Raw genomic sequence first — 23,529 nt, forward strand, 5'->3', positions numbered from 1 at the left:
TCAATGGTCCCGCAATTTGGCGGTCAGCGCCGCAAGTCCGCGATGCAGCGCGACCCGGACCGCACCCTCGCTCATCGACAACCTTGCCGCCGTATCCTTGATCGAGGCGGCCTCGACCGCGATCGATTGCAGCACGTCGCGCTGACGCTGCGGCAGGGTTCCGAGCTGGGCGGCGACCTCGCCGGCCGAAGCGGTGTCCTGCGGCGCCTCGCCCGGCAGCGTCTCGGCGAAATCGTCGATGTTGACGAACACGCGCCTGCCGCGCCGCCGGAGCGCATCGATCAGCTTGTTGCGGCCGATCGCAAACAGCCAGGGCGCGAAGGGGGCTTCGCTGTCCCAGGTATGCCGCTTCAGATGTACCGCCAACAGAATCTCCTGCACGATATCCTCGGCCTGGTCGGGCGGCTGACCCGCCCGCGCCAAGCCACGCCTCGCGGCGGCCCGCAGCACCGGCGCGACTGCCTTCAACAGACGATGATACGCCGCATCATCGCCAGCCATGGCCGACCGCATCAGGCCGGTCCACTCGTCCTCACGTCCGCGCACGCGCGCCCCTCACCATGCAATTCGGCCGCTCTTTCAATTTGTTACGCGGGCGCCAAACCTATCACGAATTCGTGATCAAGATCCGGGCCGCGCGACCGATGCGGCCGCAAACATCTGCGACGGCTCTTAACACCGATCGGTGCGTCCTGCATCGGGCGGGCGGCTGCCGGAGGGATCTGCCGCGTTTTTGCCCGGTGTAGCCCGAAGATTCCCATTTTCTGCCCCGCTGTCGTCACGCCCCGGGGTCTCTGTTCGCTGCCGGGACGGGCGGAATTGGGGAGATCGTCGACATGATGAAAACCAGCGCGCGCGCGGCCCTGATCGTTTTGGCCGGGCTTGTCTTGCTATCCGGGGGCCTCGCACAGGCGGCCCCGAACTCGGCCGCAGGCAACAAATCGGAGAGCGCCGACAAAGGGGCCGATACGGCCAAGCACCGGCGCCAAGACTCGCGCCGCACCGACAGCAGGAAGACGGGGCAGAAATCCGAGGACAAGGCCGACAAGAAGGACACGGCGGCCAAGCCCGACGAGGCCAAGAACGACAAGACCGACAGTCAGGTCCCGGCCTCAAGCCAGCTGGCCCCGGAGGTCGCCAACGCCAATGCGCAGCTCGCCGCCGACACGCCGACTGCCGCGGCAGCCTCCGCGATGACGAACCGCGCCAACGACAACGTCCAGGCAGCCGCCGATAATACCAGCACCGAGAACCCTCAAAGCCAGGTCGTCGCGCCCGATCAACTCAACGACATCGATCGGGCCTTGCAGGAGACCCCGCCGCCGCAGAAGGCGGTGATCGCCGCAACCGAGGCGCAGCCGCGGCCGGCGCCGGTGATGGCCAGCAGCCAGCAGAGCTCGGCCTGGGACCAGAGCTCCCTGATCGGCAAGATCTTCATCGGCGTCGGCACATTGCTGACCCTGGCCTCCGCCGCGCGCATGTTCATGGCCTGATGGCCGGTTCCGCCGGGACGCGACCCCGCGCGCATCCAGCGTCCGGCCCCCTTGAAGGCATCCGCGCCAGCGGGCACATTGCCCGCTCAATCGAAAGCGTGGGTGGAGCATGAGCACGTTCGAACACATCATCGTCGAGAGCGTCGGCGCGGTCGGCATCGTCAAGCTGAACCGGCCGAAGATGCTCAACGCGCTCTCGTTCGGCGTCTTCCGCGAGATCGCAGCTGCGGTCGACGATCTCGAGGCCGATGACGCCATCGGCTGCATCGTCGTGACCGGCAACGAGAAGGCCTTTGCCGCCGGCGCCGACATCAAGGAGATGCAGCCCAAGGGCTTCATCGACATGTTCTCCGAGGATTTCGCCGCGATCGGGGGCGACCGCATCGCGCGCTGTCGCAAGCCAACCATCGCCGCGGTCGCCGGCTACGCGCTCGGCGGCGGCTGCGAGCTCGCCATGATGTGCGATTTCATCATCGCCGCCGACACCGCGAAGTTCGGCCAGCCCGAGATCACGCTCGGCACCATTCCCGGCATCGGCGGCACCCAGCGGCTGACGCGCGCGATCGGCAAGTCCAAGGCCATGGACCTCTGCCTCACCGGCCGGATGATGGACGCCGCCGAAGCCGAGCGCTCCGGCCTGGTCAGCCGTATCGTACCCGCCGACAAGCTGATGGACGAGGTCATGGCGGCCGCCGAGAAGATCGCCGGGATGTCGCGCCCTGCGGCCGCGATGGCCAAGGAAGCGGTGAACCGCGCCTTCGAGACCACGCTCTCCGAAGGCATGAGCGTCGAACGCAACCTGTTCCATTCGACCTTCGCGCTCGAGGACCGCTCGGAGGGCATGGCGGCGTTCATCGAGAAGCGCAAGCCTGTGAACAAGAACCGGTAGCGCACGAGCCGGTCAGGCCAGTGTAAGGCTCTGGCGCTTTCCCGCGCACAGCCTGTGACGCGCCTGCAACAAGCACGGAATACATGGGAGTTTTGCCCGCGGCAGTTTGCCTGCGGGACCTCGGCTGGCTAAACAGTTAAGAGGCCATCGTCGGCGGGGGCGGACAGCCGGGGTTAAGCGAGATTACATGATTGGGCGTACCGCCAGAGCTGGTCGCGGGGTGACGCGACGTCGATCGAGCGCGGGTCATGCGCTTGCGACATGGACCACGCTGGCGTTCTCGTGCGCCCTTCCCTCCGCGGCATGGGCCGAAGCCCTGCCGGACGCCTTGGCAAAAGCCTATCAGACCAATCCGCAGCTCAATGCCGAGCGTGCGCGCCAGCGCGCCACCGACGAGAACGTGCCGCAGGCGCTGGCCGGCTACCGGCCGCAGATCGTGGCGAGCCTCAGCGCCGGCCTGCAATCGGTGCGCAATCTGTTGCCGGACAACACCATCCAGACCGGCAATCTGAAGCCCTGGATCATCGGCGTCACCGTGACGCAGAGCCTGTTCAACGGCTTCCGCACCGCCAACGGCGTGCGGGCCGCCGAGCTCCAGGTGCAGTCGGGCCGCGAAGCGCTCCGCAACGTCGGCCAGGGCGTGCTGCTCGATGCGGTCACCGCCTACACCAATGTTCTCGCCAACCAGTCGCTGGTCGAGGCGCAGCGCTCCAACGTCGCCTTCCTGCGCGAGACGCTCTCCGTCACCCAGCGCAGGCTCAATGCCGGCGACGTCACGCCGACCGACACCGCGCAGGCCGAGGCCCGCCTCAATCGTGGCCTTGCCGATCTCAACGCGGCCGAGGTCGCGCTTGCGGTCAGCCAGGCCACCTATGCGCAGGTGATCGGCAATGCGCCCTCGCAGCTCAGGCCTGCCGAGGCCGTCGACCGCTATCTGCCGAAGAGCCGCGAGGATGCCATGACGATGGCGATCCGCCAGCATCCGGCGGTGATGGCCGCCAGCTTCGACGTCGATGTCGCCTCCACCAACATCCGCATCGCCGAAGGCACGCTGCTGCCGAGCGCGACGATCCAGGGCAGCGCCAGCAAAAGCCGCAACAACGACCCGGCGCTCAGCACCCTCGCCGAGGACCAGGCTTCGATCGTCGCCAATGTCACCGCGCCGATCTACGACGGCGGCCAGGCCGCGGCGCAGACCCGGCAGGCCAAGGAGATCACGGCGCAGAGCCGGCTCGTGCTCGACCAGGTGCGCAATCAAGCGCGTACGGCGGCGGTCAGCGCCTGGGTTGCCAACGAAGGCGCCAAGATCACGGTCTCGGCCTCGGAGTCCGAGGTGAAGGCGGCCACCGTCGCGCTGCAGGGCGTGCAGCGCGAGGCCGCCGGCGGCCAGCGCACGACGGTGGACGTCTTGAACTCGCAGGCCGACCTGATCCAGGCCAAGGCCCGCCTGATCGGCGCGCAACGCGACCGCGTGATCGCCTCCTACACGCTGCTCAGCGCCATCGGCCATCTCGACGTCAAGACGCTTAACCTGAACACGCCGGATTATCTGCCCGAGGTGCACTACCACCAGGTCCGCGACGCTTGGCACGGCCTGCGCACGCCGTCGGGGCAGTAGCCTCAAATCTCTCTGGTGGAGGCCGATGAAAAGCCGCCGCATCCATCTGATGGGAGCCTCGGGCTGCGGCGTGACCACGATCGGTCGTGCGCTCGCCGGGCAGCTTGCGCTGCCGCATCACGACAGCGACGACTATTTCTGGCTGCCCACCGTGCCGCCCTATCGGACGACCCGCCCGGCCGCCGACCGCCTGCGCCTGATGCACGAGATGTTCTTGCCACGTCTCGACTGGGTGCTGAGCGGGTCCGTCACCGGCTGGGGCGAAGAGCTCGTTTCGTACTTCGACCTGGTCGTCTTCGTGAGCGTGCCGCGCGAGATCCGGATGATGCGACTGCGCGCCCGCGAGGCCGCCCATTTCGGCGCTGATGCCGTCGCGCCGGACGGCTGGCGCCATGGCGAGACCGAAGACTTCGTCGAATGGGCCTCTCATTACGAAGCCGGCGATCGCGAAGGCCGCAGTCTCGCCAAGCACGAAGCGTGGCTCTCGGGCCTGCCCTGCCCGGTCGTGCGCGTGGACGGCTCACGTCCGCTTGCGGAGCTTGTCGAGCAGCTATGCAGCGAAGCGGAGCGGTTGCCCGGTTGATGTGATATTCTCCTCCCACTCGCCGATAAAAAAACAGACCGGGAGAGAAATCGTGCTCAGCCGACGCAGCGTCCTGCTTGCCTCCCTTGCGGCCGGAGTAGCCATGACCAGCAAAGCCCATGCCCGCGCGGCGCAGCCTGCGACGCCGATCAATTTCGATGTGCCGGCGCATGCCTGTGACTGCCACACCCACATTCACGGCGATGTCGAAAAATTTCCGTTCTTCACTGGCCGCGTCTATACGCCGGAACCGGCTTCGCCGGAAGAAATGGCGGCGCTGCACAAGGCGCTGCATATCGAGCGTGTGGTGATCGTGACGCCGAGCGTCTACGGCACCGACAATTCCTCCACACTGTTCGGCATGAAGGCGCGCGGCGCAACCGCGCGCGGCGTCGCCGTGATCGACGACAAGACGCCAGAGAGCGCGCTCGATACGATGCACCAGGACGGCTTCCGCGGCATCCGCCTCAATCTGGCGACCGGCGGCGTCAATGACCCCAATATCGGCCGGCCGCGCTTCACCGCCGCCGTCGAGCGCATGAAGGCGCGCGGCTGGCACGTGCAGCTCTACACCACGTTGGCCATGATCTCTGCGATCAAGGACCTCGTTGAGACGGCGCCGGTGCCGGTCGTGTTCGACCATTTCGGCGGCCTTCACGCTTCGCTCGGGCTGGAGCAGCCGGGCTTCTCCGACCTCGTCGCGCTGGTGAAGTCCGGCAAGGCCTATGTGAAGATCTCGGGCGCCTATCGCTCGTCGAAGCTGGCGCCCGACTATCAGGACATGGTGCCCTATGCCCGCGCGCTGATCGCGGCCAATGTTGACCGCATCGTCTGGGGCACCGACTGGCCGCATCCGGATTCGAGCCGCGTCGAGGGCCGCAAGCCCACCGACATCGCGCCGCTCTATCAGATCGACGACGGCCGCCTGCTCAACCAGCTTCCGGTGTGGGCGCCGGATGCCGAGGTGCGCAAGAAGATCCTGGTCGACAATCCGGCGCGGCTCTACGGGTTCTGACGGTCAGCGCGCGCGGCGGGAGAAGAAGGAGATCAGCACCGGCAAGGTCACCAGAATCACGACCGGCGCCAGCATCATGCCGGTGACGACGACAACCGCGAGCGGCTTCTGCACCTGCGAGCCGATGCCTTCGGACAGCGCTGCCGGCAGGAGGCCGACGCCCGCGACCACACAGGTCATCAGCACGGGCCGGAGCTGCAGCTCGCCGGTGCGCACCACCGCGCTCATGCGGTCCATGCCCTCTTCGATCAGCTGGTTGAACTGCGACAGGATGATGATGCCGTCCATCACCGCGATGCCGAACAGCGCGATGAAGCCGATCGCCGCGGAGACGCTGAACGCGGTGCCCGAGATCAAGAGGCCGAGCACGCCGCCGAAGATCGCCATCGGAATCACGCTCATCGCGAGCAGTGTGTCGGTCATCGAGCCGAAATTAAACCAGAGCAGCACGCCGATCAGCGCCAGCGAGATCGGCACCACGATCGAGAGCCGCCGGATCGCGTCCTGGAGGTTGCCGAACTCGCCGACCCATTCCATGTGCGAGCCCGGCGGCAGCTGCACCTGCGCGGCGATTTTGTCCTGCGCCTCGCGGATCGCGCTGCCGAGATCGCGTTCGCGCACCGAGAACTTGATCGGCAGATAACGCTCCTGCTGCTCGCGATAGATGTAGGCCGCACCCGAGACGAGGCTGATGGTCGCGACCTCGCTTAAGGGGATCTGCGTGACGGTGCCGTTCGGCCCGGGCGCACCGATCCGCAAATTCTGGATCGCCTCGGCGCTGCGGCGGTATTCCGGCGCGAGGCGCACGATAATCGGGAAGTGGCGGTCGCTTCCGGGCTCATAGAGGTCGCCGGCGGTGTCGCCGCCGATCGCAACCTTGATGGTGGCGTTGATGTCGCCCGGCGCGAGGCCGTAGCGCGCCGCCTTGGCGCGGTCGATGTCGATCTGCACGGTCGGCTGGCCCAGCGAGGTGAACACCGCAAGGTCGGTGACGCCTTGCACGGTCGACAGCACCTGTTTGATCTTGTTGGCGGTATCGGTGAGCGCCTGGAGGTCGCTGCCGAACAGCTTGATCGAATTCTCGCCCTTCACCCCGGAGACGGCTTCGGAAACGTTGTCCTGAAGATATTGCGAGAAGTTGAACTCGACGCCGGGAAAGCGATCGTCGAGCTGCTTGAGCAGCTGCGCGGTCAGCTCTTCCTTGTCGCGGGTGCCGGGCCACTGGTTCACGGGCTTGAGCGGCGCAAAGAACTCGGCGTTGAAAAAGCCTGCGGCGTCGGTGCCGTCGTCCGGGCGGCCGTGCTGCGACACGACCGACTCCACCTCGGGCCGGGCGCGGATCACCTTGCGCATCTCATTGACGTAGCTGTTGCCTTCCTGCAGCGAGATGGTCGGCGGCAGCGTGGCGCGGATCCAGAGGTTACCCTCCTCCAGCTTCGGCAGGAATTCGAGGCCGAGCAGCCGGGCGAGCGCGACCGTCATCAGCACCAAACCGACCGCGGCGCCGAGAACAATGTTACGGTTGGCGACCGCCCAATTCAGCACAGGCATGTAGAGCCGGTGCAGGATCAGCATCACCTTGGTCTCGGTCTCCTGGACGTGCACCGGCAGGATGATGGCGGACAGCGCCGGAGTCACGGTAAGGGTGGCAAGCAGGCCTCCGGCCAGCGCATAGGCATAGGTGCGCGCCATCGGCCCGAAGATGTTGCCCTCGACGCCTGAAAGCGTGAACAGCGGCAGGAACGCCGCGATGATGATCGCCGCGGCAAAGAAGATCGATCGCGAGACGTCGGCGGCCGCGCTGAGAATGGCATGGCTCTTCATGCCGAACAGAGTCTCGGGCGACCTGTGCTCGGATTCCGAGATCGGCGTCGTTTGCGTGAGGCGGCGGAAGATCGCCTCCACCATGATGACGGTTGCATCCACGATCAGGCCGAAATCGATCGCGCCGACCGACAAAAGGTTGGCCGATTCCCCGCGCAGCACCAGGATGATCACGGCGAAGAACAGCGCGAACGGGATGGTGGCGCCGACTATCAGCGCGCTGCGGAGATCGCCGAGGAATATCCACTGCAAAAGTACGATCAGCAGGATGCCCACCACCATGTTGTGCAGCACGGTGTGGGTGGTGAGCGCGATCAGGTCGCCGCGGTCGTAGATGCGCTCGATGCGCACGCCGGGCGGCAGGATGCTGGAGTTGTTGATGGATTGAACGAGCTCGTGGACGCGCCTGATGGTCGGCGAGCTCTGCTCGCCGCGCCGCATCAGGACGATGCCCTGCACGATGTCGTCGGAATCGTCGAGGCCCGCAATACCGAGACGTGGCTTCTGACCGACGGTGACGGTGGCGACGTCCCTCACCAGCACCGGATTGCCGCCGGTCTGCGCCACCATGGTGTTGGCGAGGTCGTCGATCGAGCGGATCAGGCCGACGCCGCGCACCACCGCCGATTGCTGGCCGATATCAACGGTGTTACCGCCGACATTGACGTTGGAATTGCCGACCGCCTGCAGCAGTTGCGGCAACGTCAACCCGTTAGCGACCAGCTTGTTGAAGTCGACCTGGATCTCGTAGGTCTTGCTCTTGCCGCCCCAGCCGGTGACGTCGATGACTCCCGGCACGGCGCGGAAGCGGCGCTGCAGGATCCAGTCCTGAATGGTCTTGAGGTCGAGCACGCTGTAGTTCGGCGGCCCGACGAGACGGTAGCGGAATATCTCGCCGATCGGGCTGAGCGGCGAGATCTGCGGCTGCACGTTGCCGGGCAGCGGCGCAAGCTGAGCCAGGCGGTTCAAGACCTGCTGCAACGCCTCGTCATAGGTGTAGGCGAAGGAGAACTGGATCTTGACGTCGGAGAGGCCGTAGAGCGAGATGGTACGGATGGTCGTGACGTTCTTCAGACCGGCAACCTGGGTCTCGATCGGGATCGTGATGTAGCGCTCGATCTCTTCCGCCGACAGGCCCGGGCTCTGCGTCACGATGTCGACCATCGGCGGAGTCGGATCGGGATAGGCTTCGATGTTGAGCCGGTTGAACGCGATCAAGCCGCCGATCAGCACGGCGACGAACATGCCGACCATCAGGAAACGCCGGTTGACGGCAAGGGCAACGAGACGATCCATTCAGGTCTTCAATTTTCTTGGGTCGTCGATCAGCTGCCGGACGCCGCGCGGTCGATGAACAAACTGCCTTTGGTGACGATCTGCTCGCCGGGTTTCAGATTGCTGGTGACCTCGACGAGGTTGCCGTTGATGAGACCGATCTTGATCTGGCGCAGCTCGACCGACTTGTCCTCGCGCGCGACCCAGAGGCGGACCTTGTCGGCCTCGTAGATCAGCGCATGCTTCGGCACCGCCGGCGCGGCGCGGTCGCCGGCCGAATAGATCGTGACGTTCGCGAACATTTCCGGCTTGAGCAGCCCGTCCTTGTTGTCGATCGTGGCGCGGACCTGCAGGCGGCGGGTGGCGGGGTCGATCGCGGCAGCAACGTAGTTGATCTTGGCGCTGAACGGACGGCCCGGCAGCGCCATCACATTGACGGTGATGTCCTGCCCGATGCACACCGCGGCCGCATCGCTCTCGCGCACGAAGGCGGTGAGCCAGACCGTGGAGAGGTCGCCGACCACGAAGACCGGATCGCTGGCGCCGGAATTGACGTATTGGCCCGGGCCGATCTTGCGTTGCACGACCGTGCCGGAGATCGGCGAGTAGATCGTGATCTCCCGATCGATGACGCCCTTTTCCTGGAACGTCTTGGTGGCCTCGTCGGTGAAGCCGAGGATGCGCAGCTTGTTGCGCGCGGCTTCCAGCGCCGCCACAGAGGAGCGCATGTCATTGCGCGCCTGCACCTGGGCCGCTTCCGCCTGCTGGTAATCCTTGAGCGGAATGGCATGGCCCTCGTAGAGGTCCTTGGCGCGCTTGAACTGGATGTCGGAAAGCTCGAGCGCCGACTTCGCCTTGTTCTGCGAGGTCATCGCCGCGATGAAATCGTTCTGGGCCTGCACGGTGTCGGCGGCCTCGATCGTAAACAGCGGTTGACCTTGCTTCAGCGTCTCGCCGGGCTTGGCGAGCAGCTTGGTGACACGGCCTGCATAGGGCGAGAACACCGGCGTCGAACGATCCTCGTCGACCGCGACCTTACCCTCGGTGACATACTCGGCCCGGAAGCTCCTGGCGGCGACCGGCTCGATCGTCAGGGTCGCCCATTCGGACGGTGTCGGCGTGAAGGTCTGCGCATTCCTGCGCGACTGGCTGGAGATCTCGGAGTGCTTCTTTGCCTTCGGGCCCGAAGAGAACAAGCCGCACGCTCCGACACCGGCGCCGGCGAGGGCTAGTAAAACTACGGATGCGATCACCCGTTGTTTTGCAATCACGTGCAATCGCTTGGTAATCTCAACTGCCATGGGGCCCGGTCGTGTCTGCGACGATCTCGGCAAATGATTGCCTCATCGCTCGCGCTAATAGTGCCGAATTGGGATTTCAAACAACCTAAAAAACGCGTCGGCCCTTTCCGTCTGCGTTAAAATTTTGCGACATGTCAGCTTCATGTCAGCTTCGGCCCGGCCATTGTGCCGGATGACTGCCGAGCGGCATCGCCGGACGGCTCCATTGCGCCGGCGTCTTCGACAGCCGAGCGGAATGCTGCACCGCCTTCAACGTGCCGAAGCCAAATTGCATGTGCTCTATGAACGCAGCATGTACGGCCTCTCCCGTAACATCCGGGGTATTCAATCCGCCCTCGAGCCGGCCGAGATTCCACAGCCAGAATGTCGGCGGGGCTCTGCATGGCTGCTTCTCTCCCCGCTCATTTGCTGTACTTTTCGCGACCGTGTCATGATCGCAGAAAGGATTGCAATGGCCGCCATCGATCCCCTCATCGCAGGTGCCGTGTTCATCGCGACGGCGGCCACCGACGCCGTCTATGTCATGTTCACCTCGGCCGTGATCGCGCGCAAGCGCATCCCGGCGGCGAACTGGAGCGCGGTCTGGTACCTGCTCTCCTCTTACGCCGTGATCAGCTACACCGAGAACGTCTTCTACGTTGCCTTTGCCGCAATCGGCTCCTGGGCCGGCGCCTATGCCTCGTTGACCTTCCTGCACCGCCCGCCCGGCGGCCCGCCGGTGGGAGCGGCGCCGGAGTGAAGTCTCTCCGCGTCATTGCGAGGAGCCCTTGCGACGAAGCAATCCAGGATCCTTCCGCGGATGCATTTCTGGATTGCTTCGCGGAGCCTGTCATCGGGCCGCGCTTTGCGCGGATCCGGTGGCTCGCAATGACGACGGGGAGGCTTCTGGGCGCCTCGCGAAACAGCTACACTCGCAGCACCAACAAAAAGGAGCCAACAATGGATCTCGGTCTCAAAGGCAAGAACGCTGTCGTGCTCGGCGGCACGCGTGGCATCGGGCGGGCGATTGCGGCGACGCTGGCCGGCGAAGGCGCCAATGTCGCGGTGTGCGCGCGAAACGCCGATCAGGTTGCGGCCACCGTCGCGGAGCTGAAGGCGGGCGGCATCCGCGCCACCGGCGGCCCCGTCGACGTCACCGACGGCGCGGCGCTGAAAAGCTGGATCGAGACGGCTGCGCAAGAGCTCGGCGGCATCAACATGCTGTTCTCCAATGCCGGCGCAATGGCGCAAGGGCACGATCCCGCATCCTGGGAGCAGAACTTTCGGCTCGATGTGCTCGGCGCCGTGCACGCCTTCGACGCCGCCCGACCGTTCCTCGAGACAAGCGGCGCCGGCAGCGGCGATGCGGCCTTCGTGATCATCTCGTCGATCTCCGCGGCGCAGGCGGACACGGCCAGCTCCTACGGCCCGATCAAGGCCGCGCTGATCCACATGGCCAAGGGACTGGCGCGGCAATACGCGAAGAAGAAGATCCGCGTGAATGTCGTGTCGCCCGGCACCGTCTATTCCAAAGGCGGCGTCTGGGAGATGATCGAGAAGAACATGCCGGAGCGGTACCAGGACGCGATGAAGCGCAACCCGACCGGCCGCATGGCAACGCCGCAGGACATCGCGAGCGCGGCGGTGTTTCTGGCCAGCCCGGTGTCGGGATTCACGACGGGTTCGAATTTCGTCGTGGACGGCGCGATTTCGAACAGGGTGAATTTTTGAGGGCAGCTTGCCGAGCTCTCTCTCCTCCGTCATGGCCGGGCTTGACCGGCCATCCACGCACTGCTGCGCACTCCGAAAGACGTGGATGCCCGGGTCAAGCCCGGGCATGACGACTGAGAATGAGGCGCAATCATCGCAACAAACGTCGGCAGTAGCCCGCGCTCGCTCAATGAAAATCCCGCGAGGGCGGCAGGATACGGACGTTGCGGGGGTGACGGATTTTTTGCGCGGGCATGTCCGTAAGCGCGCGAGGGTCTTCGTTCAGCGGTTCGACCACGGTGGCGCCTGCGGGCAGCGGATGCTTGCGGCCGAGCGCATCGTTGGCCAATCCGACCAGATCGTGCGAGCGGTCGATCATGCGCTGGGCGATGAGATGCGTCACCTTCTCCGGGCTGCTCTGGATGTAGCCTTCGACCAGGATGAGGCGCGCGCCCATCACTTCTTTCCGGTACTGCTCCATGATCTTGGGCCAGACCACGACATTGGCGATGCCGGTTTCGTCCTCCAGCGTCATGAACACGACGCCGCTGGCGCTGCCCGGCCGCTGCCGCACCAGGACCACACCGGCGCAGCGGACGCGGCGCCGCTCGTTCTCATGGCTGATCTCCTTGCAGGCCACGATGCGCTCGCGCGTAAACATCTCGCGCAGGAATTCCATCGGATGGCCCTTCAGCGACAGCCGGATGGTCTGGTAGTCCGCGACCACCTGCTCGGCGCGCGGCATCGCCGGCAGCGGTTTTGCGCCTTCGTCCGGCTGCTCGCGCGCGGTCGCCGCCTCGAACAGCGGTAGCGGCACGTCGTCGGGCAGCCGCCGCACCTGCCACAGCGCTTCGCGGCGGTCGAGCCCGAGCGAGCGGAACGCATCGGCATCCGCCAAGAGGATCAGCGCGCGCTTGGGCAGACCGGTGTCGCGGGCGAAATCCTCCAGCGAGGTGAAGGGACGGCGGTTGCGCGCGGCAATGATGCGGTCGGCCCAGTCCTGGGCTTTCTCGACACCGTCATTCCGGGGCGACGCGTCAGCGTCGAGCCCGGAATCCATTCCTCCGCCAGGCGTATGCGGCGCGATGGATTCCGGGTTCGCGCTACGCGCGCCCCGGAATGACGACTGAGAGCGCTTCAGGCGCTCCTCATCCTCGTCCAGCCAGTGGAATCCATCGATCTGGCGAAAGCCGAGGCGCACGGCGCAGAATTTGCCGCTTCCCTCCTCCAGTGTGTTCTGCGCAAAGCTGTAGGACACGTCGATGTCGCGCACCTCGACGCCGTTCTTGCGGGCGTCGCTGACGATCTGCGCCGGCGCATAAAAGCCCATCGGTTGCGAATTCAACAGACCGCAGCAGAAGGCGTCGGGATGGTAGTGTTTCAGCCACGACGAAATGTAGACCAGCTGTGCAAAGCTCGCGGCATGGCTCTCCGGAAAGCCGTAGGAGCCAAATCCCTTGATCTGGTCAAAGCAGCTTTTGGCGAAGTTGGGATCGTAGCCGCGCGCCACCATGTTGCCGATCAGCTTCTCCTCATATTGGCCGATGGTGCCGACATTGCGGAAGGTCGCCATCGAGCGGCGCAGGCCGTTGGCTTCCTCGGAGGTGAAATGCGCGGCCTCGATCGCAATGCGCATCGCCTGCTCCTGGAACAGCGGGACACCGAGCGTCTTGTGCAGCACCTTGTAGAGTTCGTCCTTGTCGCCATGCTCCGGCGACGGAGACGGATAGCTCACCTTTTCCAGCCCGTTCCGCCGCCGCAAATAAGGATGCACCATGTCGCCCTGGATCGGCCCGGGGCGCACGATCGCGACCTCGATGACGAGATCGTAGAAGGTGCGCGGCTTCAGCCGCGGCAGCATGTTCATCTGGGCGCGGCTCTCGACCTGGAACACGCCGAGCGATTCCCCGCGGCACAGCATGTCGTAAACCCTGGGGTCGTCCTGCGGGACGCTCGCCAGCATAAAACGCTCGCCCTTGTGCTGGTCGATCAGATCGAAACATTTCCTGATGCAGGTCAGCATGCCCAGCGCCAGCACGTCGACCTTCATCATGCTCAGTGCATCGACGTCATCTTTGTCCCATTCGATGAAGGTGCGGTCGTCCATCGCGGCATTGCCGATCGGCACATAGGTGTCGAGCCGGTCCTGGGTCAGCACATAGCCGCCGACATGCTGGGACAGATGGCGCGGGAATTCGATCAACTCGGTCGCAAGCTCGACCGCGAGGTTGATCATGGGATTGCTGGGATCGAGCCCGGCCTGCCGGACCTGCATGTCGTTGAGGCCCTTGCCCCAGCTGCCCCAAACGGTGTCGGCGAGCGCGGCGGTGACGTCCTCGGTCAGGCCGAGCGCCTTGCCGACGTCGCGGATGGCGCTGCGCGGGCGATAATGAATGACGGTGGCGATGATCGCGGCGCGGTGGCGGCCGTAGCGGCGATAGACATATTGCATCACCTCCTCGCGGCGCGAATGCTCGAAATCGACGTCGATGTCGGGCGGCTCCAGCCGCTCCTTGGAGATGAAGCGCTCGAACAAGAGGTCCACCTTGGTCGGGTCGACCGAGGTGATACCGAGCACGTAGCACACGGCCGAGTTCGCCGCCGAGCCGCGGCCCTGGCACAAAATGTTCTGGCTGCGCGCGTAGTGGACGATATCGTGCACGGTGAGAAAGTAATGCGCGTATTTCAGCTCGGCGATCAGCGCGAGCTCCTTCTTCAGGGTCGCGCGCAGCTTGTCGTCGATCTTGCCGCCGAAATATTTGTCGACGCCTGCCCAGGTCAGGTCCTCCAGATGCCCCTGCGCGGTCTTGCCCGGCGGTACCGGCTCGTCGGGATATTGATACTTCAGCTGATCGAGCGAGAACTCGATTGCGTCCGCAAAGCGCATGGTCTGCGCAATCGCCTCGGGAAAATCGCGGAACAGCCGCGCCATTTCACGCGGCGTCTTCAGGAAGCGCTCGGCATTGGCCTCTAACTTCCGCCCAATCGCCTCGATCGTGGTCTTTTCCCGGATGCAGGTCAGCACGTCCTGGAGCGGATGGCGGCGGGGATCGTGATACAGCACCTCATTGGTTGCGAGCAGCGGCACCTTTGCCTTTGCGGCGAGATCATCGAGCCGCAAGAGGCGACGCTTGTCGTCGCCGCGATAGAGCAGGCTCGCCGCCAGCCACACGCCCTCGGCACGGCTCGCCTTCAGCTTTGCGAGGACATCCAGCGCCCGCGCCAGCTCGAGACGATGCGGCAGCGTCAACACCAGGAGCTGGCCTTCCGAGAATTCCAGGAGATCGTCAAGCCTGAGATGACACTCGCCCTTTTCGATCCGCGTGATGTCATCGCCACGCTTGCCCCTCGTCAGGAGCTGGCACAGCCGGCCATAGGCCGCGCGATCGCGTGGATAGACCAGGATGTCGGGCGTGCCGTCGATGAAGACGATGCGGGCGCCGATCAACAGTTTCGGCTTGTGCAGCACCTCGTCATTGTCGAGCTCGTTCCAGGCGCGCACCACGCCGGCGAGCGTGTTGTGATCGGCAATGCCGATCACCGGAATTCCTAAAGCGCTCGCCTGATGCACATAGGCGCGCGGATCCGAGCCGCCGCGCAGGAAGGAGAAATTGGTGGTGATGCCGATCTCGGCATAAGCGGGGCTGTTCATGCGAAGAGACCATGCACATACCAGCCGGGAGACGCCGGCTTGCCGTCACCGTCGAACACCTCGCCTTCATAGAGACCGTCGCGAAAGATCCAGAAGCGCAGGCCCTCGGCATCCTCGATGCGGAAATAATCCCGTGTCAGCTGCTTGCCGTCCTGCCGCCACCATTCCATCGCGATGCGCTCGGGCCCCTCGACCCGCACCACCGCATGCAGTGCCCGCCGCCAGGTGAATTGATGCGGCGGGCCATCGGGCACGGTCGCGAACGGCACCTTGATCGGCTCCGGCTTGTCGAACAGCCGCAAGGGACGCAGCGGCGGCTCGCTCGCGACGCGCGCCGGCCATTCGGCCTGCATGGCAGCAGCGAGATGATGCTGCGCCGATGCGGCCAGCACCGCGCTTTCGGGGATGTGGGTATCCTGCGGCAGGTGCACGACGACACGCCTACCGCCGATCCGCGCGGCGATGCGGTCGATCAGCGCCGCGAGTTCGTCATTGTCGTGGACATGGGCATCGAGATCGCGCTGCTCCTGCACCACGATCTCGGTGCGGCTCGCCGACAACCGCACCATGTCGAAGCCGAAACCGGGATCGAGGGGATCGGCGAGGGCATCGAGCCGCTCGCGGAACAAGCGGTCGACCACGGCGCTTCGCGTCACCGGACGCCCGGTCTCGACCGTAATCGTACGCACCACACCATCGGTGCGGAAGAACGCCGCTTCAAGCCGCCGCGCGCCTTTGCCCTGCTTCTCCATGGACGCGATCAACGTGTCGGCGAGCCGCGACAGCGTCATCGCGATCATGGTGTCGGTTGCGATCGGCTCGGCAAAGCGCTTCTCGACGATGTAATCGGGCAGCGGTTTGCGCGGGCTGATCGGCGCATCACCCTGCCCCAGCGCATGGGCGAGCAGCGTGGAGAAGCGCGCGCCGAACCGCGCCGTGATCTCGGAGGCGCTGCGCGAGGCGACGTCGCCGATGGTCTTCAGCCCGGCACGGCGCAGGCCGGTGGTGATGGCTTCACCCGCACCGAGCGCGGAGACTGGAAACGACCTGATCGCCTCCGCCTCGCCGCCATCGGCCACAATGGTGCCGGATACCTGCCGCGTCAGCGTGCGGGCGCAGACCGAGGTGCCCGCGATCGCCGCGCTGACGGCAAAGCCTTGCCGGTCGAGCGCCCGGACCAATGTCCGCAACAGCGCGGCCTCGCCGCCGAACAAATGCGCACAGCCGGTGATGTCCAGGAACAGCCCGTGCGGCGGATCGAGCGCCACCAACGGCGTGAAGCGGTCACACCAATCGGCGATATCGCTGAGCGTCTTCGCATCGGCCACGGTATCGGCGTCGAACACACGCAAGTCCGGGCACATCGCCCTCGCATTGGCCAGCGGTTGGCCGATATACAGGCCGAGGCGCTCGGCGGCCTCGTCCAGCGCATGGATCACCAGCGCATTGTTGTCCTTGATGACGACAATGCTCGGCTCATGGTTGGTTTTACCCAGCCCGGCGCTGCCAAGGAACCGCTGGATCCTGTCGATGGGCAGGCGCGGCAGCCACAGGCTGAGGATACGTCGACGGTTCACTGAACTGGCACTCATCACAATTCCATTCCATGATCCACCGGCCGCAGGGGCCATGACGATTGCGCAAGAGCTCGGCATCGAACACCGGCGCGCCCCAGGCACTCCACACCGAGTCCGGCGGCGAATGCGCCGCACGCAGCATCCATCGTGTCTCCGCGGTCGAAGGCAGCGGCTGCGCGGCCATCCGCAGCAAGAGGCCGGTGACACCGGAGCCTTGCGCGGCCAGCGTCAGCTTGCGGCTCGCCACCAGATCGAACTGCCTGGTCTCGCCCCAGAGCTCAAGCACGACGGCGCCGAGCGCATCGCAGGCGAGCGCATCGGCCGAGGTGCGCAACGCGCTCTCGACATCGGCGGCGCGCACCATCACCACAGGGCGCGGATCGAGGCCGAGCTCGGCAAGCCCACTCATCGACAACGCACCGGTTTCGAACTCCGAAAAATCCTGCCGCACCCACAATAGCGGCCGGCACGCGCTCACGCGTCGCGCAAGGCCCATGACAAAGCCCGTCGCGGCCGCGCCCTGACGCCCCTCACAAAACACCTCGTGGATCGCCGCGCGCGCGAGCCCGCCCTTCAGCGCGGCGTCGGCCGCGCCATGGCCGAGCGCGATGCGATCGCGCGGATGCACGACCTCCGCCGTCTCGATGCGCTCGATCTGGCTACGCAAGGTCGCAAGCGCGCTCATACGTGCGCCGCTCATGCTCGCCGCTCCTCAGAGGTGATTGCCGATGGCTCTCAAAAAGAGAACCAGCGGCTGGCTCATTTGTTCATGATATGTTCTAATATAAAGCTAACGGCGCCGGCAGAGTCAATCGAATTGGCGCATCCAAAGATTCATGAGTGGAATCAAAGAGATTCAAACATGGACGTACAACGCAAGCTGGAGATTCTGGCGGACGCCGCCAAATACGACGCATCCTGCGCCTCCAGCGGCACCGAGAAGCGGGATTCCACCGACGGCAAGGGCATGGGCTCGACCGCGCCGGGCATGGGCATCTGCCATTCCTACGCGCCGGACGGACGCTGCATCTCCCTGCTCAAGGTGCTGCTGACCAACGCCTGCAATTACGATTGCCTCTATTGCGTCAACCGCGCCTCCTCGAACGTCCCACGCGCCCGCTTCACCATCGACGAATTGGTCAAGCTCACGCTCGACTTCTACCGGCGCAATTACATCGAGGGCCTGTTCCTCTCCTCCGGCATCATCCGCAGCCCTGATTACACGATGGAGCAAGTGGTGAGCGTCGCGCGAAAGCTGCGCGAGGAGCATCATTTCCGCGGCTACATCCATCTGAAGACCATTCCCGAGGCCGACGACGCGCTGATCGCCGAGGCCGGCAAATATGCCGACCGCCTTTCGATCAACATCGAGATGCCTGAGGAGACGAGCCTGCAGCAATTCGCGCCGGAGAAGGACGTGCGCGCGATCCGCCGCACCATGGGCCGGCTGCGGCTGAAGCTGGACGAGGCCGAGGAGAGCCGCAGCGCCAAGACGAAGGCCAAACCGCAGCGCTTCGCGCCCGCCGGACAAAGCACGCAGATGATCGTCGGCGCAGATAGCGCCTCCGATCACACCATTCTCCACACCAGCGCCAATCTCTACGGCGCCTACCGGCTGCGGCGCGTCTATTACTCCGCCTTCAGCCCGATCCCCGATGCCAGCCGCGCGCTGCCCCTGCGCGCGCCGCCGCTGCTGCGCGAGCACCGGCTCTACCAGGCCGACTGGCTGATGCGGTTCTACGGCTTCGACGTTGGCGAAATCGTCGACGACAGCGCGATGCTGCCGCTCGACATCGATCCCAAGCTGGCCTGGGCGCTGCGCCACCGCGACCGCTTCCCGCTCGACGTCAACCGCGCCAGCCGCGAGGAGCTGCTGCGCGTTCCGGGCTTCGGCACCAGGACGGTCGAACGCATCATCGCGACGCGGCGCACCACCACGATCCGCCTCGCCGATCTCGCGCGGCTGCATGTGCCCCGCAACAAGGCGCTGCCGTTCATCGTCCTCAGCGATCACCGCCCCTCACCGCATCGTCTCGATGCCGCCGGGTTGATCGAACGGTTCAAGCCGAAAGCAACGCAACTGGGATTTGGCTTCTGATGCAGTACATCATGCTCGACACCGAAACCGATTTCGACGGCTGGCGCAAAGCCGCGCGCAGCCTCGTGCTCCATCACGTGCCGCCCGGCGCGGTCACCTGGACCGTGCAGGGCCACGAAGCCGAGCTGTTCGCACCGTCCTCGCCGTCTCCGATCCTCGAGGTGAACGACGGCACGTTCACCGTCTCGGCAAAATTCGTCGAGCTTGCCAAGGCGGCGATCCTGCATCGCGACGGCGAGCGCTTTGCGATCCTCTATCGCTTGCTGTTCCGGCTGAAGGAAAATCACGATCTCATCGAGGTCGCGACCGACCCCGATGTCGCGCTTGTCACGGCCATGGCGAAAGCGGTCTATCGCGACGAGCACAAGATGCATGCCTTCGTGCGCTTCCGCGAGATCGGCCGGGAACGCCAGGCGCACTACGTCGCCTGGTTCGAGCCGGAGCATCACGTCGTCGAGCTCGCCGCGCCGTTCTTCGCCAAGCGCTTTGCCGACATGCCCTGGTCGATCCTGACGCCGGACCTCTGCGCGCATTGGGACGGCCATGCGCTCTCGTTCACGCCGGGCGTCAGCAAGAGCGAGGCGCCGGGCGAAGACCGGCTGGAGGAAACCTGGCGGCGCTACTATGCCAGCATCTTCAATCCGGCCCGGCTCAAGGTGAAGGCGATGCAGGCCGAGATGCCGAAGAAGTATTGGAGGAACCTGCCCGAGGCTTCGATCATTAAGCCCTTGATCGAGGACGCCGAGCGCATGACCGGCGCCATGATCGCCAATGCCGCAACCGACCCGCACAAGCCTCAGAAGCGGCCGGAGGCTCCGATGAAACGCAAGTCAACTGCCGACGATCTCGAAACGCTCCGCGAGGAGGCCGCGCATTGCCGCGCCTGCCATCTCTACAAGGACGCGACACAGACCGTGTTCGGCGAAGGGCCTGAGAATGCCAACATCATGCTGGTCGGCGAGCAGCCCGGCGACAAGGAAGACCTCGCCGGCCATCCCTTCGTCGGCCCGGCCGGGCAAATGCTCGATCGCGCACTGGAGGAGGCCGGCGTCGACCGCAAGAAGGTCTATGTCACCAACGCGGTGAAGCACTTCAAATTCGTGCCGCGCGGAAAGATCCGCCTGCACCAGAAGCCGAACACACCTGAAATCCGGGCGTGCCGGCAATGGTATGAGCGGGAAGTTTCGACAATCCAACCGGATCTCATCGTGGCGATGGGCGCCACCGCCGCGCAAAGCGTGTTCGGCAAGATCACCCCCATCGGGAAGAACCGCGGCCGGTTGATCGATCTTCCCGAAGGCCGCAAAGCGCTCGTGACGGTGCATCCGTCCTATCTGCTGCGGCTGCCGGATCCCGAAGCCAAGGTTCTGGAATATCGGCGCTTCGTCGAGGATCTGAAGATCGCCGCCGGCCTGCAGAAGAAGGCCGCACGGGCTGCGTGAATACAGCGGGAAATGGCTTCACGCCGTTGTTGACGATCCGATCTCTCAAATAGACAAGTGCCTGTGGAATGCACGGGCCCTTTCATCTGTGCTTCGGACCCGGTCCTACGACGCCGCGAGCTGCTCCTCGACCAGCTTCACCCAATAGGACGTGCCGTAGACGATCGCCTCGTCGTTGAAATTGTAGGCGGGGTGATGCAGGCCGGCGCTGTCGCCGTTGCCGCAGAAGATGAAGGCCCCGGGCCGCGCTTCCAGCATGTAGGCGAAATCCTCGCCGCCCATCAGCGGCGCCATCTCGTGGACATGGGCCTCGCCCGCGACTTGCGTGGCGACGCGCCGTGCCACTTCGGTCTCCGCCGCATGATTGTTCACGACCGGGTAATTGCGCTTGTAGTGCAGGTCGATCTTGGCGCCCGTGATCTGCGCCATGCCCGCCACGACCTCATGCACGCGCTTCTCGACCAGCTTGCGCACCTCAGGCGACAGCGTGCGGATAGTGCCTCTCAGGGTCGCGGTCTGCGGAATGACGTTGCGGGCGTTGCCGGCGTGGAATTCGCAAATCGATACGACCGCCGATTCCAGGGGATCGACGCTGCGCGAGACGATCGACTGCAGGGCCGTGATCACCTGCGCGCCGACCAGCACGGAATCGATGCATTTGTGTGGACGCGCGGCGTGGCCGCCGACGCCCTCGATCATGATGTCGACCTCGTCGGTCGCCGCCATGATGGGGCCTGGCCTGATCGCGAACGAGCCGACCGGGATGCCCGGGCCGTTGTGCATGCCATAGACCTGTTCGATGCCGAACCGCTCCATCAGGCCGTCCTTGACCATGGCCGCGCCGCCGGCGCCACCCTCCTCGGCGGGCTGGAAGATCACCACGGCATCGCCGGCGAAATTGCGCGTCTCGGCGAGATAGCGGGCCGCGCCGAGCAGCATCGCGGTGTGGCCGTCATGGCCGCAGGCGTGCATCTTGCCGGGGATCTTGGAGGCGTAAGGCAGATTGGTCTGCTCCTCGACCGGCAGCGCGTCCATGTCGGCACGCATGCCGATCACCTTGAGCCCCTCGCCGGTTGGCTTGTTGCCCTTGATTACGCCGACGACGCCGGTCTGGCCGAGACCGGTCACGACTTCGTCGCAGCCGAACTCCCGCAACCGGTCAGCAACGAATGCTGCGGTGCGGTGGACATCGTACAACAGCTCGGGGTGCTGATGGATGTCCCGCCGCCAGGCCTGGATATCGGGTTGAAGGTCGGCGACGCGGTTCACGATGGGCATGGAAGGTCTCGAACTGTTGGAAATGCAGGTCTGTCTACCATGCAAGCGTCGGTCCACCCAACCGCCGGCAATCGGGGTCTAGCCCTGTTCACCCGGCATGGCCGGGCTTGTCCCGGTCGGCTGCGTCTGCCTATTAACGGAAAGCAAAGAGACCATCCGGGTGGAAGCAGAATGCCGAGGCGACTTGAAGGTGAGTTTGACTACATTGTCGTCGGAGCCGGCACCGCGGGCTGCATCGTCGCCAACCGGCTGTCGGCTGTCCCAGGCAACCGCGTTCTCATCCTTGAAGCTGGTGGCGACGACAACTGGATCTGGTTCCATATCCCGGTCGGCTATCTCTTCGCCATCGGCAATCCGCGTTCGGACTGGATGTTCAAGACCGAGGCCGAGCCCGGCCTGAACGGCCGCTCGCTGGCCTATCCGCGCGGCAAGGTGATCGGCGGCTGCTCGGCGATCAACGCCATGATCTCGATGCGCGGACAGGCTGCCGACTACGATCATTGGCGCCAGCTTGGCCTGACCGGCTGGGGCTATGACGACGTGCTGCCGTTGTTCAAGCGCCTCGAGGACCACTTCCTCGGCGCCAGCGAGCATCACGGCGCCGGCGGTGGCTGGCGTATCGAAGCGCCGCGGCTGTCATGGGCCATTCTCGACGCGGTCGGTGACGCCGCCGAGGAGATGGGCATCAAGCGCATCCCGGATTTCAACACCGGCGACAACGAAGGCACCAGCTATTTCCACGTCAACCAGAAGCGCGGCCGGCGCTGGTCCTCGGCGCGCGGCTTCCTCAAGCCGGCCTTGAGGCGCCCCAATCTGCGGCTCGAGAAGCACGTGCTGGTCGACCGCCTCATCATCGAGCAGGGCCGCGCCGTCGGCGTGCGCTTCATCCTGAACGGCGAGATCATCGAGGCGCGCGCAAAGCGCGAGGTGGTGCTCTCGGCAGGCTCGATCGGCTCGGTGCAGGTGCTGCATCGCTCCGGCATTGGACCGGCCGACTGGCTGTCGCCGCTCGGCATCGACATCGTCATGGACAAGCCCGGCGTCGGGCGCAATCTGCAGGATCACCTGCAGCAGCGCGCGATCTACAAGGTCGAGGGCGTGCGCACGCTGAACGAGACCTATTACAATCTGTTGCGCCGCGGCCTGATGGGGCTCGACTACGCTTTCCGCCGCCGCGGCCCTCTCACCATGGCGCCGTCGCAGCTCGGCATCTTCACGCGCTCCGATGCGACGCGCGCCCGCGCCAACATCCAATTCCACGTGCAGCCGCTCTCGCTCGACAAGTTCGGCGATCCCCTGCACCGTTTCCCTGCGATCACGGTGAGCGCGTGCAATCTGCAGCCGACCTCGCGCGGCACCGTGCGGTTGCGCGCGACAGCGCCTGACGAGAAGCCGATCATCGCGCCAAATTACCTGTCGACCGACGACGACCGCCAGGTCGCCGCCGACGCCATTCGCACCACGCGGCGCCTGATGCAGCAGAAAGCGCTGGCCAAATATCGCCCCAGCGAATATCTGCCCGGCCCCTCCGTCGGCGACGACGATGCCTCCCTCGCAAAAGCCGCCGGCGACATCGGCACCACCATCTTCCATCCCGTCGGCACCGCGAAGATGGGCACGGCGAACGATCCAATGGCGGTCGTGGACGAGCGGTTGCGATTCTACGGCCTCGACGGCCTGCGCATCGTCGATGCCTCGATCATGCCGACGATCACCTCGGGCAACACCAACACGCCGACCGCGATGATCGCTGAGAAGGGCGCCACGATGATTCTGGAGGATGCGAAGTAGCATC

General features: G+C 65.2%; 17 protein-coding genes and 1 pseudogene. 10 read left to right on the top strand and 8 right to left on the bottom strand.

Annotation, left to right across the window (positions count from 1 at the left end; all coding sequences use genetic code 11):
* Entirely contained in the window at positions 1 to 546 is a 546-nt protein-coding gene (locus tag I6F20_RS18250; RefSeq protein WP_036006032.1) for a sigma-70 family RNA polymerase sigma factor, read from the bottom strand.
* A gap of 290 nt (positions 547 to 836) precedes the next feature.
* Here I6F20_RS18250 and I6F20_RS18255 point away from each other — a divergent pair, with 290 nt between their 5' ends.
* The 5 genes from I6F20_RS18255 to I6F20_RS18275 all read left to right on the top strand — a co-directional run bounded on the left by I6F20_RS18255 (position 837) and on the right by I6F20_RS18275 (position 5,598).
* A complete protein-coding gene (locus I6F20_RS18255) occupies positions 837 to 1,493 on the top strand; it encodes a hypothetical protein (protein WP_225113498.1) in 657 nt (218 codons plus the stop codon).
* Positions 1,494 to 1,602: 109 nt separating this feature from the next.
* On the top strand, positions 1,603 to 2,382 hold the full coding sequence (locus tag I6F20_RS18260) for an enoyl-CoA hydratase (RefSeq protein ID WP_225127248.1): 780 nt from the start codon (positions 1,603 to 1,605) through the stop codon (positions 2,380 to 2,382).
* 187 nt (positions 2,383 to 2,569) lie between these two features.
* Entirely contained in the window at positions 2,570 to 4,000 is a 1,431-nt protein-coding gene (locus I6F20_RS18265) for a TolC family outer membrane protein (protein ID WP_085972056.1), read from the top strand.
* 25 nt (positions 4,001 to 4,025) lie between these two features.
* Complete coding sequence (locus I6F20_RS18270; RefSeq protein ID WP_225127250.1) at positions 4,026 to 4,583, top strand: P-loop NTPase family protein; 558 nt, start codon at positions 4,026 to 4,028, stop codon at positions 4,581 to 4,583.
* Positions 4,584 to 4,635: 52 nt separating this feature from the next.
* Positions 4,636 to 5,598 (top strand): amidohydrolase family protein, encoded by a 963-nt coding sequence (locus I6F20_RS18275; protein WP_225127251.1) that lies wholly within the window; start codon positions 4,636 to 4,638, stop codon positions 5,596 to 5,598.
* A 3-nt stretch (positions 5,599 to 5,601) separates the two neighbouring features.
* On the opposite strand, the gene I6F20_RS18280 is transcribed toward I6F20_RS18275, so the two are convergent.
* The 3 genes and pseudogenes from I6F20_RS18280 to I6F20_RS18290 all read right to left on the bottom strand — a co-directional run.
* Positions 5,602 to 8,718, bottom strand: a complete 3,117-nt coding sequence (locus tag I6F20_RS18280) for an efflux RND transporter permease subunit (RefSeq protein ID WP_225127253.1) — start codon at positions 8,716 to 8,718, stop codon at positions 5,602 to 5,604.
* A gap of 29 nt (positions 8,719 to 8,747) precedes the next feature.
* Positions 8,748 to 9,998 carry an efflux RND transporter periplasmic adaptor subunit gene (locus I6F20_RS18285; RefSeq protein WP_225127255.1) on the bottom strand — a complete coding sequence of 417 codons (1,251 nt, stop codon included), beginning with the start codon at positions 9,996 to 9,998 and terminating at the stop codon, positions 8,748 to 8,750.
* Positions 9,999 to 10,143: 145 nt separating this feature from the next.
* Positions 10,144 to 10,359, bottom strand: a pseudogene (locus tag I6F20_RS18290) (CoA transferase); the annotation flags it as partial.
* Positions 10,360 to 10,449: 90 nt separating this feature from the next.
* Between I6F20_RS18290 and I6F20_RS18295 the strand changes: the two are divergent.
* The gene (locus tag I6F20_RS18295; RefSeq protein WP_036006055.1) at positions 10,450 to 10,737 is read left to right on the top strand and encodes a hypothetical protein; all 288 of its coding nucleotides are present in this window, start codon (positions 10,450 to 10,452) and stop codon (positions 10,735 to 10,737) included.
* 200 nt (positions 10,738 to 10,937) lie between these two features.
* Complete coding sequence (locus I6F20_RS18300; RefSeq protein ID WP_225127257.1) at positions 10,938 to 11,708, top strand: SDR family NAD(P)-dependent oxidoreductase; 771 nt, start codon at positions 10,938 to 10,940, stop codon at positions 11,706 to 11,708.
* A 166-nt stretch (positions 11,709 to 11,874) separates the two neighbouring features.
* Here the strand turns inward: I6F20_RS18300 and I6F20_RS18305 are convergent, their stop codons facing one another.
* The 3 genes from I6F20_RS18305 to I6F20_RS18315 are packed head-to-tail and all read right to left on the bottom strand — an operon-like array spanning position 11,875 to position 17,616.
* Positions 11,875 to 15,339 carry an error-prone DNA polymerase gene (locus I6F20_RS18305; protein ID WP_225127259.1) on the bottom strand — a complete coding sequence of 1,155 codons (3,465 nt, stop codon included), beginning with the start codon at positions 15,337 to 15,339 and terminating at the stop codon, positions 11,875 to 11,877.
* A complete protein-coding gene (locus tag I6F20_RS18310; protein WP_225127261.1) occupies positions 15,336 to 16,931 on the bottom strand; it encodes a Y-family DNA polymerase in 1,596 nt (531 codons plus the stop codon). Before I6F20_RS18310 ends, I6F20_RS18305 begins: the two co-directional genes overlap by 4 nt.
* Entirely contained in the window at positions 16,828 to 17,616 is a 789-nt protein-coding gene (locus I6F20_RS18315) for an ImuA family protein (protein WP_225127263.1), read from the bottom strand. The genes I6F20_RS18310 and I6F20_RS18315 overlap by 104 nt, the downstream gene beginning before the upstream one ends.
* Positions 17,617 to 17,778: 162 nt before the next feature.
* Between I6F20_RS18315 and I6F20_RS18320 the strand changes: the two genes are divergently transcribed.
* Entirely contained in the window at positions 17,779 to 19,014 is a 1,236-nt protein-coding gene (locus I6F20_RS18320; protein WP_225127265.1) for a putative DNA modification/repair radical SAM protein, read from the top strand.
* Entirely contained in the window at positions 19,014 to 20,456 is a 1,443-nt protein-coding gene (locus I6F20_RS18325; protein ID WP_225127266.1) for a UdgX family uracil-DNA binding protein, read from the top strand. The genes I6F20_RS18320 and I6F20_RS18325 overlap by 1 nt, the downstream gene beginning before the upstream one ends.
* Before the next feature lie 105 nt (positions 20,457 to 20,561).
* Here the strand turns inward: I6F20_RS18325 and I6F20_RS18330 are convergent, their stop codons facing one another.
* Positions 20,562 to 21,734, bottom strand: coding sequence for a M20 aminoacylase family protein (locus I6F20_RS18330; RefSeq protein ID WP_036006072.1), 1,173 nt, complete (start codon positions 21,732 to 21,734; stop codon positions 20,562 to 20,564).
* Between the two features lie 171 nt (positions 21,735 to 21,905).
* On the opposite strand from I6F20_RS18330, the gene I6F20_RS18335 reads away from it, so the two are divergent.
* On the top strand, positions 21,906 to 23,525 hold the full coding sequence (locus I6F20_RS18335) for a GMC family oxidoreductase (RefSeq protein ID WP_225127268.1): 1,620 nt from the start codon (positions 21,906 to 21,908) through the stop codon (positions 23,523 to 23,525).
* Positions 23,526 to 23,529: the final 4 nt, after the last annotated feature.

The sequence above is a fragment of the Bradyrhizobium sp. IC3123 genome (genome assembly GCF_020193625.1).
GTDB lineage: Bacteria > Pseudomonadota > Alphaproteobacteria > Rhizobiales > Xanthobacteraceae > Bradyrhizobium > Bradyrhizobium yuanmingense.